This is a genomic window from Sphaerospermopsis sp. LEGE 00249 (assembly GCF_014299995.1).
Classification (GTDB): Bacteria; Cyanobacteriota; Cyanobacteriia; order Cyanobacteriales; family Nostocaceae; genus Sphaerospermopsis; species Sphaerospermopsis kisseleviana.
In genome coordinates this window covers 38,697-53,245 of the sequence record NZ_JACJUZ010000022.1, presented here as the reverse complement: position 1 = coordinate 53,245, position 14,549 = coordinate 38,697, and the positions used below count along the sequence as shown (strand labels likewise).

Sequence of the window (14,549 nt, the reverse complement as noted above, 5' to 3'; positions counted from 1 at the left end):
AGGAGGGGTTGACAGCCCCACCTATAATTAGTTATCGGCAGTCTGATGCTCACGGGAAATGACAAACCGATTTGCTACCGTTTCTGGCTGAATCGCTGATAAAATAACATGACTGGAATCAGTGATAATGACAGCCCTAGTTCGTCTACCATAGGTGGCATCTATCAGTTGCCCTCTATCTCTGGCATCGGTAATAATGCGCTTAATTGGGGCAGATTCTGGACTGACAATGGCAACTACTCGATTAGCGGAAACAATGTTGCCAAAACCGATGTTGATTAATTGAATATCCATAAAAAAAATAGGCGCTCAAGGCGCGAGGAAAAGTTCTTGATAAACATATTCTCATGTTATACATAAAAAATGGGAGTTACAACGATTAAAGTCTTGATATCTTGAGTTTTTAAATCACAACTCCCGGCTTTTAGCTTTTTATCAGCTATAAATGCTAAAAATATTTCTAAGGATATATGGAAAATTCTATTCATAAAAGATAGTCGTCGATTGCCCACCAATACTGTTCGGTTAACGAAATTTACGTATTGGAGATCCCCCATTACTCACAAGGGTAGGTAGGGTTTGCTGAGAAAGTCTTTCCGTGAGGGCATAGGAGTCAGGAGTCAGGAGTCAGGAGTCAGGAGGAGATTTGAAAATTTCTTTGCCATCTCTTGAAATCCCAAAAAATGCACACTTTTTCCGGTATACCCTTCAAAACCCTTGCACTAATTTCTGTGTTTATCAGCCTCTAACCTTTGATATATCAAGGTTTTAGGTTTATTCAGCAAACCCTAGGTAGGGTTTGCTGAAAAAGTCTACACTATGGGCGGGCAAGACTTGTACTGAGCGGTTAGTGAGCGGAGTCGAACTATGTCGAAGTATGCCCACCCCACAAGAGTTTTATCATTAATATCTGTACCTCATAATAACGGAAACTGCTGTATCACCTATCACCTATAACTTACTAATAGCTTTCATCTTTTGCAACTCTTTCCAGCGTTGCTGTAATTCTTGCCAATTAGGACTATTCCCACCATAACGCCAACTTACATAAGCTTGACAAATTTCGTCAATTACCTGAGCCGTTTCTCTGGGATGTTGTTGATATGATACCTGAGCATATTCCAAAGGAGTCTGGGCTGGATGTTTACCTAAACCTTTTTGGGCTGTCCATTGCAACATTTGTTGATACAGCCTTTCCATAGGCGGTAACTTCTTCAACCACTTACGGTTAAGCCATTTTTTCCACTGTACCCAACCTAACCACCCCAAGAAAGCAGTTATTGTTCCTACAATTAAACCAGTGAAAATCCCTACCCAACCTTGAGAGAATAAAGAGAAAAACCAAGCGATCGCCCTAAACAACCATCTAAATAATGTACCAAATAAACCATTTAACAAACCAGTAACCGGTGAAGGCAACCAACCAGCTATCCAGTTCCAAAATTGACGCAATACGCTAAAAGTCTGATATTCTTCAATGGAAGGCGGAATTAAAGGATGATTAGGAATAGGATCAAACGCAAACCAGCCATATTTAGGAAAATACACCTCTGTCATGGCGTAAGCATCCGTATTTTTGACAATATACATCCCTGTAAATGGATTAAACTCACCTGGAGCAAAACCAGCTACCAACCGTGCAGGAATGCCTATAGAACGCAACATCACAGTTAAAACAGTAGAAAAATGATCTGGATAACCGCCTTGATGTTTAAATAAAAAAGATTCTACCAAATCATCATTTTGATCTAGATGAGGTAGTCCGAGAGGGTTTTCTGGAAAAGAGTAATTTTGTTTGAGATACTGAGCTAAGTACAGCGTCTTTTCATAAACTGAGTTAAGAGTTCTGACATCTTCAGTACGGGAAACCCGTTGACGATTATAATCAGCGAGAATTGCTTCCGTTTTTTGGCGGACTTGATCAGCAATTTCCGGGGGTATTTGTAGATAATAATCCTTAATTTCCTTGGGGTATTTAGTATCACCCTTACCCAACAAAGTGCGATCGCGGTATGGAACTTCCGATAGTACAGTATAAGTCATACCTTCCGATAATTGTACAGGCGATCGCAAACCCCCTTCCTGATCCACAGCGATCACAGGACCAGGAAAATAGATTTCCTTGGGATAAGACAAAGCAGGTATCAAATTAGGTAAATCCGATACCACATTATAAGTTTGTACAACTTCTCTAGTAGGAGTTTTGATTAATGGTAGATCCAAGTCTATTTTGTAGGACCAAGATGAACGCCTTAAAGTAGTAACATCATCATTACGAGAAATTTTCCAACCCTTACCAGTATATTGATCAAAAGCCAAAACCCGCCAAAAACCTTCCGCTTGGGATCTCACCCGCATCACCACCTTGGGTTTCATTTCCCCCCGCAGGTTTTGGTTCATCTCGCTATTAAAACCGTAATAAAAATTACTATCTACCGTACCTGGTTCACCACTGCTTCCCTGTCCTGTAGCATCAGCATTACCATTACCATCACCACCACCATTGCCTTCTCGAACATAACCAGGATTCATGATACTACGTCCTGTAAACTCGCCTTGTAACTGAATTGGCGTACTCACAGGAAAAGAACGTAATTGATAACCGGGAAAACGAGGTAAAACAGCAAAAATTCCCAGTCCAAGTCCTAAAATCACCAAAAAATTGACAATTAAAACTTTAAAATTAGCACTGGTAAAATTCTTTTTGGTTAACTTTTCTTTTTTTAATGGCTTTAAACCCAAACGTGAGCGATAATCTAGAACCAAAGTTGGCAGAGACACAGCCAAAAATACCAGCAACACAGGAGCAAACGCCATAGTTTGACTTAATGTTGCCGCCACACCTAAAAGTATTAAACCAATAACTATCGAATAGCCTAAATCCTTACGTCGCGGTGTGTCATAACTATGCAGCACCTGAAGCTCAATTAACAACTGAGCCAGATTTAATCGTGTATCATTCAACTGACCGATAAACCGCCCAAAAAAAGCACCCAGAGCGATTAACATTCCTATAGCAATGCAAAACTTGACTGGAATATTAGCATTGTGGCGACGGTAATAACTCCAAATTGTACCCACTGTACTTAGAGGTACTGCCCAAAGACTAAAGGTAGTCTCCGATGCAATATCCGTCGCCACTATTCCTAAAACTACCAGTCCTAGCACCAGCACCCGCAAGGCGATAGAATCTTCCACTTCTGCTAAAGAAGACCATCAATTGCTGAAAAATGGTATCTGGCAGAGAAACTGGTAGATTGAGCTTAGATTGCTGTGCCAACCACCCCCAGGCAGGAACTAAAGCAATCGCTGGCTCTTCCACAAATTCTGGATATTCTACTAATTGACTTTCCCAAGGGAATAAAGGTGGGTGGTTTTGGATTTCGACTTGTAGCCGACGTTTAAGGACTGCTTGGAAACGTTCTTGCACAGTAGGAATTTCTCCTAGTTCAAAGGTTTGGGATTTTCCTCTTTGATCTGGCTGACTACTTGATGATGTAGATGCTGCCAGAAGAGGGTCTTCTACCCCATCAATTTTCTCACACTCTACCCAGGGATGCTCGCCGGTTTGACATTATCTGCCAACAACCAATCGAGCCACTGGTATTGTAAGGGTTGTGAGTCACTATTCATGAGTAGATGCACTAGATCCGGACACAATTGAGTTACGAATTTCCCAAGCTTGTTCCAAAATCTTAAACCACCGTTTTTGTAGTTGTGCCATTGATAATCCTAAAGCTTTGGCAATGGTTTCGTCAGATTCTCCTTGTTGCTTCAAATCTAATAAAGACCGATCTGTATCATCTAATTTGCCTGTGTACAGTTGCCATTGGTGGGATGTTAAACCTAAATTAGTAGGTAAAGACACATCTAACCATTCATGCACCAATTCCCAATGATGTAAGAGAGAAAACCTAATTAAGTGATACTTAAAACGTTGCTGCAAGTAATCACGCTGACGTGGGGTTAAACCTAAAATTGACTCGATCTCTTGTGCTGATAAATCCTTGAGACGGAGAGAGAAATAATCAGCACAGTCTGATTGTTGTCGTTGTTCTAAATAATTCATCAATTCCGTAATCACCACGGAGCGCAAAGTATCTTCATCTGGTTCTGGTTCAGTTTGCATGGCCATAGCAGCACGCAATTGTTGTATGGCTGGTTCTTCCCAAGAACCATCAGTTTCGCCACTACTGCCTTCAGCAGCTTGTTCAATATCCACGCTCGTCTCTGGAGGCTGCTGTTGTGAGAAGGTTTGCGCTCGCAGGATAATTAACTGTTGTTGTCTGCCTGGCAACGGAATCCGGCGTTTAGCATACCTTTCGGTAAATGCCATATATTCGGCTAATTCTAGTAGGGTTTGGGGACGATAGGTAGATGGTTGTTGATTTTCCCTACGGAAAGCATTCAAAGCCTCCAAATAAAAACTTTGAAGAAAATCTTCTATGATAGTCAACCGCCCCTGATAGCTTAGTTGCTTTTGAGGAGGATTAATATAGCGATAAATGATGGCGCTCAAAGTGCTGTGTAATTCTACCCTACCCCGATTAGAACCTAGCTGATAATAGCGGAGACATTGTTGTAGCCGATATCGGGCGAGGGTCATTGCAGAGCTTTCTATTTCTCCAGAAGCCTGAATGCGTTTACTTTCATTACAAATCCGCAGGACTTCGCCCGAAATTCGCAATGCTACATCTCGACAATTCTTTTCTGCCGCCTTTGTTGACTGCTGTAGTTCCTTCAAGAGAAATTGAAAGATAACCTCTACGCCGATAGACTTATCTCCCTGAGTAGTTGCGGTTGCGGGCCAATTCATAGTCGGAATTTTAAAAATAACCTAACATACTTAAACACAACCTGTAAGGCCGTGGCTGTTAGCTTGATAGATGTTATTTATAAGCTACCAGTTATTGGTTGTCAGATGACAAGTGACAGGTGACAAAGAAGGAGGCAGGGGAGCAGTTAATAACCCAGTCCCTCGCATTCATAATTTTGGACATTAATCAAGAACCATTTACAAGCCATGAAAAATTTAGAAGCACAAATTCAACTGTTAATTGATAATGCACCCCAAGATGGTCTGACACCAGAACTTGTGGCTAATATTGCGCCTGTTTTGAGAGCGATCGCTCAAAATTTACAACACTCTCAATACTATATTCTCCAAAATTTGCAGGAACGCTGGGTTTTAACTACATTGAAGCACAAGGCTAATGCAGCCCTAAAAGGAACAACAGAGGAAAAGCGGGTAGTTTACGCCTTTCCTAGATTACAGGATGTTTCCCTGGTTTCATCTATTGGGGTCAGCCCTCAAGCAGTGGCTAAACCCATGCCTGTAATTCATATTTTGTTTCAACTGGTGGCATTAGAACCAGTAGATAGTATAGTTTTTTTTGAGACTCCTGGAACAACCAGCAACGCTATGGAAGTCGAGCGCACTGACCTGCAAAAGATGATTGAACAGAAACTGCAAGAACACATACTGAGTAAGCAAGTACCTCCAGATATCGCCTGAATCAATTTTGGATTTTGGATTTTGGATTTTGGATTTTGGATAGAATCTAAAATCTCAAATCTCAAATCCAAAATGCTTAATAAAGCCGACTTAATACATAATCGGTCATGCTGATTAATGCTTGCCGTGATTCTGAGGGTTCTAAGATGGCAATATGTTCAGATGATACCTTGGCATGATGAGCGGCTAATTCTCTGGCCCGTTGTATGCCTTGGCTATCAGCAATCAGCTTCAGTGCCTGCTCTAAATCCCCTTCTTGGGCAAACTCTCTGTCAATTAGCGCTTCCAGGCAAGGTTGTTCTTCTAGAGCAAATAACACTGGTGCAGTTAGATTACCACTTTTAAGATCCGATGCCGCTGGTTTACCCAAAGTATCTGTTGAACCAGTGAAATCTAGAATATCATCTACTATTTGGAAGGCTAAACCCAGATGCTTACCGTAGTTATACAAGTTTTCAGCAGTCTCTGGGGAAACGTTACTCAATATTCCCGCAGCTTTAGAGCTGTTAGCAATTAATGAGGCTGTTTTGTAATAGCTCTTTTTCAGGTAAGTTTCCGTAGAAAGATTAGTATCAAAACGATTTAGCCCTTGTTGAATCTCCCCAGCGGCCAAATCCATGATTACTTCTGAAAGCAGTTTAACTACATCCAAATTATCCAGATTTGCCAAATACCAGGAAGATTGAGCAAAGAGGAAATCTCCTGCCAGTACGGCAATACGATTGCCAAACAAGCTATGAACCGTAGGAACGCCACGGCGTACATTTGACTCATCCACTACATCATCATGTACCAAGCTGGCTGTGTGGATCATTTCCGTAATCTCTGCTAATCGTCGATGACGAGGCGTAATGTCTTGTTCTAGCATGGTTGCCCGCGATATCAGCAGCACAATGGCTGGCCTAATGCGCTTGCCCCCAGCACCGAATAGATGTTCGGCTGCTGCATAGAGGATGGGGTGGCGGTTTCCAACTAGCTGTGTGAGGTTATCTGCTAGTATTTGCAGGTCTGCTTCCACAGGGGTAAACAGGGAGGTGGCTGGGGTCATGGATGGGCGGACTCTGACTTTGGTTACGAAAGTTTACATATCCTTTACTCATTTTAAGATAAACCATATCCAGCGCCAAGTTTTCATCCAGGAATCCCAAACCATACTTTTCGGATCAGCACAAGTAGCTTCTCTTATATCTTGGAAAAAAGCCCAGGAGTCAAGGAAGATGCGAAAAGAAGAGAATGAAGCAATATTCAGTAAAACGCATTTTTTACATATTTTAATTGTCAAAAATCATACTATAATTATCCTTGATAGGATAATTCAGCAAAACTTGTCTGTCAACATTGAGAAAATTTGAAATTTAGTCCAGAAGGTAGCTGAAAATCCAGGTCTGTTGTGTTACGCTAATGTGTAGGAATTTTAAATTTTTCAGATATTCACTGCCAAAAAACAGTTAATCATCAATAGGTGATTTTACTCATTGGATTTGTGAGTCTAAAATAACAAGTCGCCGACAGAATGAAGGAAATGATTCCTAACGATTTGCTGTGCGGCAGCAATCCTATTGAGTTAGATGATATGCTTTCTCTTAAGAAAGCCACTACACATCCTCAGCTAACGTTGATCATAAGTGTAGCTCTTACTTGATTGGTGTGAGGGTTGAATAAGGCAGACTAGGTAGACTGCTGAGGAGCGCAGTTTTAAGTTGCTATGTAGCAAATTAACTGCTGTTCGATGTCTGGTATGTGAAAAGCTTAATCAAATAATAAATTGTTTAACCAGAGAGAAGTAAAACTCTACTGGTCGGCTTTGCATAGCCTACTACAGCAATCAAGGATGTGCTTGATGTGCTGAAGTTCTACTATTTGTGTATGCAATTTTATAGTCCTTTGAAAGTTGAGTTGGTAGAACAATGATTTATGGAAATATGCCTATGATGATCTTTATTTTAGCTGCTGGATATTTATTTACAGTCTACTTATTATTAGCACTAGCAAAGCGAACAGGTAGAAATAGTGTTATTAAAAGTGGGACTGCGGTTATTCAGGAGCAACACCAGCAGGAAAGAGGTAGTCCTAAGCTGACTATTTGATAGACAAAACTATACTTATGTTGACAAGCATTGACATAAGTGAGTTAAGAAAATCGCCCACTTGATATATAATCCTACGATATCAAGTATTGAATTAAGACTATTGCCAACGCGAAAACCAAGCAATGATAGCGGTAGTCTTTCTTGTAAATCTTAACTTGAGAAATATCGCGTCTGGCTAAGGCGTGCAAGTCTACTGAGGGATAACTGCTCCCATGCTCCCGTTGAAGTAGAAAGTAAAGTCTAGCTTTGTCTAGGTTTTATATAGCAGGTAGTTAATAGTCAATGAAATTTTAGATTTTGGATTTTGGATTTTGGATGAAAGTTGTTTGGTATTCCTAATTCACAAGCAAGCTGGTTATAAAAAGAAGAAATACAAAACAATTGATCTAAAATAATATAAGCGATGCCTGGACTTCGCTAACACAAATCTAAAATCTAAAATTAAATGACTAATGATTAATGACTTAGGAGTATTGTCCTGATTGATTATTTACTAAACAATGTTGAATATTGCACCAACAAGCCTAGATTTTTGAAGTATCAATGAGAAAATGCTAGAATCAATACTGATCGGCATTGCGCCGTGCCTGATAGCTTTGAACACTGGCAGGAAAGTCATTGTCCCCTTGTTCATACGCTTTGACTATTTTTTCCCGCCAATCGATAGAATATGCTTTCATTTTTCTCTTTGATGCACCCTCTCTTACTGCACCTCATTTACTCGCAATCTGCTGTATCAATTATCAATTGAAGAGGCTGGGTGTCAGTTAGTTTACTTACCGCCTTATTCACCTGATCTCAATCGAATTGAAAAGTGTTGGGCTACTTTGAAAAGTAGGTTTCGCAAGCTTTTATCCACATCAGACAATTTACGTGATGCAATGGAAATTGTTCTCAGAGGATGTTTTAAAAGTCCCTCATGATGTATCAAAAATTTTAGATCCCCCTAAATGCCCCTTGAAAAGGGGGACTTTGATTCTAGTTCCCCCCTTAATAAGCTATCCATTATAAACATCTTTCTTAACATTCATGAGAGCGATCGCTTGCAGACCCCCAACCCTTAATCCTCCGTTGCTGATTCTCAATAAGCTGTTACACAGCTAAATTGTATAACCCTAATGTTCTGAACTCTTGTTTAACAGGCAAGATGCCTGTTCCACTTATACAAATTAAATGCACAACAGCTTAAAATGAGGTTTTTACCAATAAAGATGAGGTGCATTTTGTCAAGATCAGGTAAATTCAAAAGTCTTGAAACCTTTACCAAGTATAGGTTTTAAGATTGTTAAGAAAGATGTTTACAATGGATAGCTTATTAAGGGGGGTTAGGGGGGATCTGCAAGTTTATAAAGTCACCATCTAAAACTTTTCAAACAACCTCTCAAGCAAGCAGCGTCCTAATCAACCTGGCTACAGCTATATTACCACGAATTGCAACGTATCATTATGTCTGCTATTCTAGTTATAAAAAATGTTTTGGGTAATAGATAATGCTTAAATATTTTGCTCTTACTGCGGTTTTGTTACAGATTCAAGTTGGTTCTGTCTATGCAAACAATAGTGATATTAACAAAGGACTCAAGGATGAGCAAAGTTATCAATTAAATTTTCAGAAATTAAAACAGGGGAAACCATCTTCACAGGCAGAAGTTTATTATTCTCAAGCTGAAAATAAATATCAAAACAAAGATTATGAAGGAGCAATACTTGATCTTACCCAAGCTATCAAAATTGACCCCAATTATGCAGACGCATACAGGTTGAGGGGAATGTCCCGTTCAATTTTAGGAGATAGACAGGGAGCAATACTTGATTTTACCCAAGCTATCAAAATTGACCCCAATTATGCAGGCGCATACGGGTTGAGGGGAATAACCCGTTCTAACTTAGGAGACGAACAGGGAGCAATACTTGATTTTAACCAAGCTATCAAAATTGACCCCAATTATGCAGACGCATACAGGTTGAGGGGAATGTCCCGTTCAATTTTAGGAGATAGACAGGGAGCAATACTTGATTTTAACCAAGCTATCAAAATTAATCCTAATGATGCATACGCATACTACTGGAGGGGAATATCCCGTTCTGACTTAGGAGATAGACAGGGAGCAATACTTGATTTTACCCAAGCTATCAAAATTAATCCTAATGATGCATACGCATACTACTGGAGGGGAATATCCCGTTCTAACTTAGGAGACGAACAGGGAGCAATACTTGATTTTAACCAAGCTATCAAAATTAATCCTAATGATGCAATGTCCTACAGCGTTAGGGGATTGATTCGTTATAACTTAGGAGATAAACAAGGGGCAATACTTGATTTTAACCAAGCTATCAAAATTAATCCTAATGATGCAGGCGCATACTACTGGAGGGGAATAACCCGTTCTGACTTAGGAGATAAACAAGGGGCAATACTTGATTTTAACCAAGCTATCAAAATTAATCCTAATGATGCATACGCATACTACTGGAGGGGAATATCCCGTTCTGACTTAGGAGATAGACAGGGAGCAATACTTGATTTTAACCAAGCTATCAAAATTAATCCTAATGATGCATACGCATACTACTGGAGGGGAATATCCCGTTCTGACTTAGGAGATAGACAGGGAGCAATACTTGATGTTAACCAAGCTATCAAAATTAATCCTAATGATGCAATATTCTACAGTGCTAGGGGAACGATTCGGTGGGGATTAGGAGATGAACAGGGAGCAATAGTTGATTTTACCCAAGCTGCAAACTTTTATTTACAAAAAGAGGATATGGGAAAGTATTTAGAAGTTTTACAAAATATAAGGCGGATTCAGGGACGTTAAAACTGGCGATCGCTTTTTATCACCGCATAGTCTACACACTCTATTGGCAACTGGCGAGGGAGTGGGAAAATTATCGTTGAAGTTCTGTTCTATCCCGTTATCCCTGTTGATGTTTCCTGAATTTCGTTGACTACAGGGGCGGAAGGGTTGCGATATCGTGCTGGTTTCCACAGGAGAGGACGGCTTTTTTTTTCAACTTATCATTCGCCCCACGCAAGAATAAGACTTTTGGGCTTTTTGATAATCTCTGCTTATATTAGTAAGTTTGTTTTACTTATAGACTTATTTCTATACTCGCTAGATTTTTGGTTGATAATTTTGATGTGATTCTACTTCCTACTTTTAAGACATCTATCATGTCTAGAAAAGCTAAGAGAAGAATTAGGTCTAAATCAGTTCGACAAATGCTTACTTTAAGTCACTACAAATTCAAGAAATTTATCAAGCACAAAGCTAACGAGTTTCATAAGATAGTAGTTGATATCAATGAAGCATATACTTCAAAAACAGTAAGTTGGACTGGTGAAATTATCAATAATCTAGGGGTATCTAAAATCATCAAATCTCGGATAGATGGTAAAGCTATGAACCGAGATTTGAATGGTGCGCGAGGAATTTATCTTCGTGCATTGGTTGATACGCCTTGGTTGAGAGAAAATCTCAACTTATGTATTTGTTAGCATTAGTTAGCAAAAAAGTATCGGACTCCTCCTTCACCGACTGGTGATGCAATCGTTACATATTGAGGATTGTTGATCAATGTTCAGATGTGTTCACCGTAAATGAATCAGACAGTAGCATCAGTCAAGTGTATCTTTTCTACGAGAGGGGTATAGCCTAACCACTGTAATCCAGACTGAGCAAATTGTTGAGGACAACCGCTGACAGCAAAGCGAGTAGGCATTGGTAGGTGATTATTCCTGATGTTTAATAAGTCTAAGTCTTGAGCGCAAGCTGTAACAACATGAACAGCAGGGTCAACTAACTTGACGTGAGCAGGGAGGAGCGATCGTAATACAGGTGCTAGAAGTGGATAATGGGTACAGCCATAAATTAAAGTATCAATTTCCTGTTTAAGTAAAGGTTCAAGATAAGCACTAGCAACTTCAGTAGTATAAGGATCGTGAATGCGATTTTGCTCAATTAGGGGGACAAATTCTGGACAACTAACTTGCCAGACTTGGACATCAGGTTTAATTTCCATCATTGCCTGACGATAGGCATTGCTTTTAGCCGTAGCTGGGGTAGCAATGACACCAATTCGCTTACCCATTTGTACTGCTGCTTTTGCACCTGGTAAGACTACTCCCATAATGGGAAAATTAAATTCTTGACGGACATTTTCCAGTGCTAGAGCAGAACTAGTGTTACAAGCCATAATCACCATTTTCACCCGTTGCTGCTGCATCCAGTTCAGTATTGCCCTCACATATTGTAAAATTTCAGCTTGTGAACGAATACCGTAGGGAAGATGAGCAGTATCCCCAAAATAAATAATTGATTCATTGGGAAGTTGTTTATAGATTTGTCGCAGTACCGTCAGCCCACCTACACCACTGTCAAACACCCCAATGGGAGAGCGTTGAGCTTCTTGATCCGAAAAATTGTCAAGATTACCTTCAAAAATGGAAGATGAAAACACAGGCAAATATTGATTTAGATGTTGCTATTTTAAAATACAGAATTTAGCAGACAATTTGCTTATTGACTACTAATGATAGGTAATTGGTAATTAGGGGTTGCTGAGAAAGTCTTTCCGTGAGGGCATAGGAGTCAGGAGTCAGGAGTCAGGAGGAGATTTGAAAATTTCTTTGCCATCTCTTGAAATCCCCAAAAATGCACACTTTTTCCGGTATAGCCTTCAAAACCCTTGCACTAATTTCTGTGTTTATCAGCCTCTAACCTTTGATATATCAAGGTTTTAGGTTTATTCAGCAAACCCTAATTAGTAATTGGTAATTGGTAAAAACTTATTCCCAGTCCCCAGTCCCCAGTCCCCAATTACCTCATCGTTGCTTTAGGTAATTGAGGATACCACGAGCGATCGCATCAGCCATGCGATTTTGGTATGCTGGAGATCCTAGACGGGGATTGTCCTCACGACCAGTCATGTAACCTGTTTCAACTAAAATTGCTGGCATAGAATTTTTCCTAAGTACATAGAATCTGGCTTTACGTGTGCCTCTATCTTTGATGGTACTAATATCTTGGAGAATAGTCTTGCGAACAGATTCCGCCAGACCATAACCACTGTCGTAATAATATACTTCTAAGCCATTGACATCGGGACGATTATCAACTGAATTGGCGTGAATACTCACAAATAAATTCGCATTTACCCTATTAGCTATATCTACCCTTCCTTGTAGTTCTACGAAAAAGTCAGCATCTCGCGTCATTACAGCTTGTACGCCATTTTGCTGCAAAATTTGCGCTACTCTCTTACCAATGGGCAGAATGACATCCTTTTCTAACAAACCGCCCAAACCGGGAGCGCCCGAATCTTTACCGCCATGTCCGGGGTCAATCACTACTATAACTTTCCCTTTGGGAACTGAGAAGCGTGGCTGAGGTTGTGGTTGAGGATTTTCGATAACTGGGTCTGGTAGCTGTCCTTGGTTTCTAGGTAAAGGAGGTAGAGTAATAGGCGGTTGTAGCTGCCGATAGTTTTGTAATTGCAAAGCTATTATTTGCTCTCCCACTTGGTTAAGTTCGCCAATTTTTATACCCGATGCAGGTTGAACCAAGACAACTACATTGTTAGGCGCTTGTGGTTGTAGGCGTATCCTCAGCACAGGACTATTAGCATCAAAAGCAGGTCCTTTTACCTTACCAGCTAATTTAGCATTAGGAATAGTGATCCGAAATAAACCAGAACTTCTATCCCAAGCACTGGTAGCGGATATAGTTTGATCGGCTCTAATGAGTAATTGTGTACCATTAGCCGCTAATTCCACAGACTCAATAGTGGCTGGGGAATTGCTAACATTTTGTACAGGGGATTGATTTTCTTTAATTTTAGACAGATCGGCAAGACGATCAGGTAATACCATAAAATCACCATTACTGCCGGTTGTTACCCGCCAGTCGGGGCTGTTACTATCCACCTGTAAGATCATGCGGACAGTAGGTGGTTTATTTGTTAATTGGGTAAGCTGGATGCGTTTAACACCATAGCGATTAATCAACAAATCTCTTTGTCCTAGATTTGGTGATAAAGCTGCACCAGCAATGTCAACATTTATAGTGCGGTTATCTTCGCTGCGATTAACTTGAATTTTAAATATATTTGGGGGGGGATTACCACCACTGGTATCAACAAAAAAACCATCTCCTGTAATTCGCAAATGTTCAATTTGAACTATCCCCCCACTGGTGTTAGCGGCTATGTCTTGGTTAGGTATGCTGACAGCAGTTGTTGTCACCATGTTGTAAGTATTTTTGGGGGTGAGTGTTGGTGTTTCTCCTGGGGGTTGATTGGCAGAAGCGGTTACAGGGACTACATCAGCTTCTAGATTTGGTAATTGTACAATCCAGCGACTACCAGTAGAGGGTGTAAATTTGACTAGGTTGGGGTCAATAGTATAACCAGGATTCAGTTCTACAACTACCCGTGTTGTTTGTTGATCAAACTGTCCAATGCGGATAGCGCGAATTGCTCCGCCTATTTGTTGGGTTAATTGGGGACGACCAAAGCTAGTCCCTGGTAAATCTATTACTAACCGAGTAGGGTTAAAAATGAGTTGCGCTTGGGGTTGTACAGGACTAGATGTGTTGATTTCTAGTCTGTTTTGATTGGTATCAAATCGCCAAGATTCTAGTTTAGCTGCCGAAGCTGGCGATGATACTAATAAGATAGTGCCGACAGTGCTGGGTATTAACCACTGTAGTTTCAAAGTTTTTACTCCTGATTTGCATTCATGGAATCCGTAAATATTTCAACATCCTTGTAAATCCTCACACCTTTCCCGTCCACACTGGCGCTTGGCACTGGGAGCCAGACACCACAGTTAATGGCGTAATATTATAGCTTATGTTTTTGATTGTGCCATGTTGTCGTCAGGCAAATCAATTTTAGAGCTAACGAGCGACGCTCAACGAATACAGGAGAATAGAGAA

Annotated in this window: 12 protein-coding genes and 1 pseudogene; 5 read left to right on the top strand and 8 right to left on the bottom strand. The window is 40.3% G+C overall.

The window, feature by feature from the left end; genetic code table 11:
* Positions 1 to 27: 27 nt before the first annotated feature.
* The 5 genes and pseudogenes from remA to hetZ form a co-directional block, all read right to left on the bottom strand.
* Positions 28 to 294, bottom strand: coding sequence for an extracellular matrix/biofilm regulator RemA (remA, locus tag H5968_RS09980; RefSeq protein ID WP_096565850.1), 267 nt, complete (start codon positions 292 to 294; stop codon positions 28 to 30).
* Positions 295 to 350: 56 nt separating this feature from the next.
* The gene (locus tag H5968_RS09975; protein ID WP_187039830.1) at positions 351 to 488 is read right to left on the bottom strand and encodes a hypothetical protein; all 138 of its coding nucleotides are present in this window, start codon (positions 486 to 488) and stop codon (positions 351 to 353) included.
* A 463-nt stretch (positions 489 to 951) separates the two neighbouring features.
* Positions 952 to 3,198 (bottom strand): DUF3488 and DUF4129 domain-containing transglutaminase family protein, encoded by a 2,247-nt coding sequence (locus H5968_RS09970; protein ID WP_187039829.1) that lies wholly within the window; start codon positions 3,196 to 3,198, stop codon positions 952 to 954.
* 16 nt (positions 3,199 to 3,214) lie between these two features.
* Positions 3,215 to 3,633, bottom strand: a pseudogene (locus H5968_RS09965) (PatU); the annotation flags it as partial.
* On the bottom strand, positions 3,626 to 4,816 hold the full coding sequence (gene hetZ, locus H5968_RS09960) for a heterocyst differentiation protein HetZ (protein WP_187039828.1): 1,191 nt from the start codon (positions 4,814 to 4,816) through the stop codon (positions 3,626 to 3,628). The gene hetZ and the pseudogene H5968_RS09965, both read right to left, overlap by 8 nt.
* A 207-nt stretch (positions 4,817 to 5,023) precedes the next feature.
* Between hetZ and H5968_RS09955 the strand changes: the two genes are divergently transcribed.
* Positions 5,024 to 5,515 (top strand): hypothetical protein, encoded by a 492-nt coding sequence (locus H5968_RS09955; RefSeq protein ID WP_187039827.1) that lies wholly within the window; start codon positions 5,024 to 5,026, stop codon positions 5,513 to 5,515.
* 76 nt (positions 5,516 to 5,591) lie between these two features.
* Here the strand turns inward: H5968_RS09955 and sds are convergent, their stop codons facing one another.
* Complete coding sequence (gene sds / locus H5968_RS09950) at positions 5,592 to 6,563, bottom strand: solanesyl diphosphate synthase (protein ID WP_096565828.1); 972 nt, start codon at positions 6,561 to 6,563, stop codon at positions 5,592 to 5,594.
* Positions 6,564 to 7,422: 859 nt separating this feature from the next.
* Between sds and H5968_RS09945 the strand changes: the two genes are divergently transcribed.
* The 4 genes from H5968_RS09945 to H5968_RS09930 all read left to right on the top strand — a co-directional run bounded on the left by H5968_RS09945 (position 7,423) and on the right by H5968_RS09930 (position 11,110).
* A complete protein-coding gene (locus tag H5968_RS09945; RefSeq protein WP_137667182.1) occupies positions 7,423 to 7,602 on the top strand; it encodes a hypothetical protein in 180 nt (59 codons plus the stop codon).
* A gap of 731 nt (positions 7,603 to 8,333) precedes the next feature.
* On the top strand, positions 8,334 to 8,528 hold the full coding sequence (locus H5968_RS09940) for a transposase (protein WP_187039841.1): 195 nt from the start codon (positions 8,334 to 8,336) through the stop codon (positions 8,526 to 8,528).
* 567 nt (positions 8,529 to 9,095) lie between these two features.
* Entirely contained in the window at positions 9,096 to 10,430 is a 1,335-nt protein-coding gene (locus H5968_RS09935; protein ID WP_187039826.1) for a tetratricopeptide repeat protein, read from the top strand.
* Positions 10,431 to 10,834: 404 nt separating this feature from the next.
* Positions 10,835 to 11,110 (top strand): transposase, encoded by a 276-nt coding sequence (locus H5968_RS09930; protein ID WP_255427096.1) that lies wholly within the window; start codon positions 10,835 to 10,837, stop codon positions 11,108 to 11,110.
* A gap of 107 nt (positions 11,111 to 11,217) precedes the next feature.
* Here the strand turns inward: H5968_RS09930 and murI are convergent, their stop codons facing one another.
* Together murI and H5968_RS09920 are read right to left on the bottom strand one after the other, a co-directional pair.
* Entirely contained in the window at positions 11,218 to 12,072 is an 855-nt protein-coding gene (gene murI / locus H5968_RS09925) for a glutamate racemase (protein ID WP_187039825.1), read from the bottom strand.
* A 364-nt stretch (positions 12,073 to 12,436) separates the two neighbouring features.
* On the bottom strand, positions 12,437 to 14,326 hold the full coding sequence (locus H5968_RS09920) for an N-acetylmuramoyl-L-alanine amidase (RefSeq protein WP_187039824.1): 1,890 nt from the start codon (positions 14,324 to 14,326) through the stop codon (positions 12,437 to 12,439).
* Between the last annotated feature and the right edge of the window lie 223 nt (positions 14,327 to 14,549).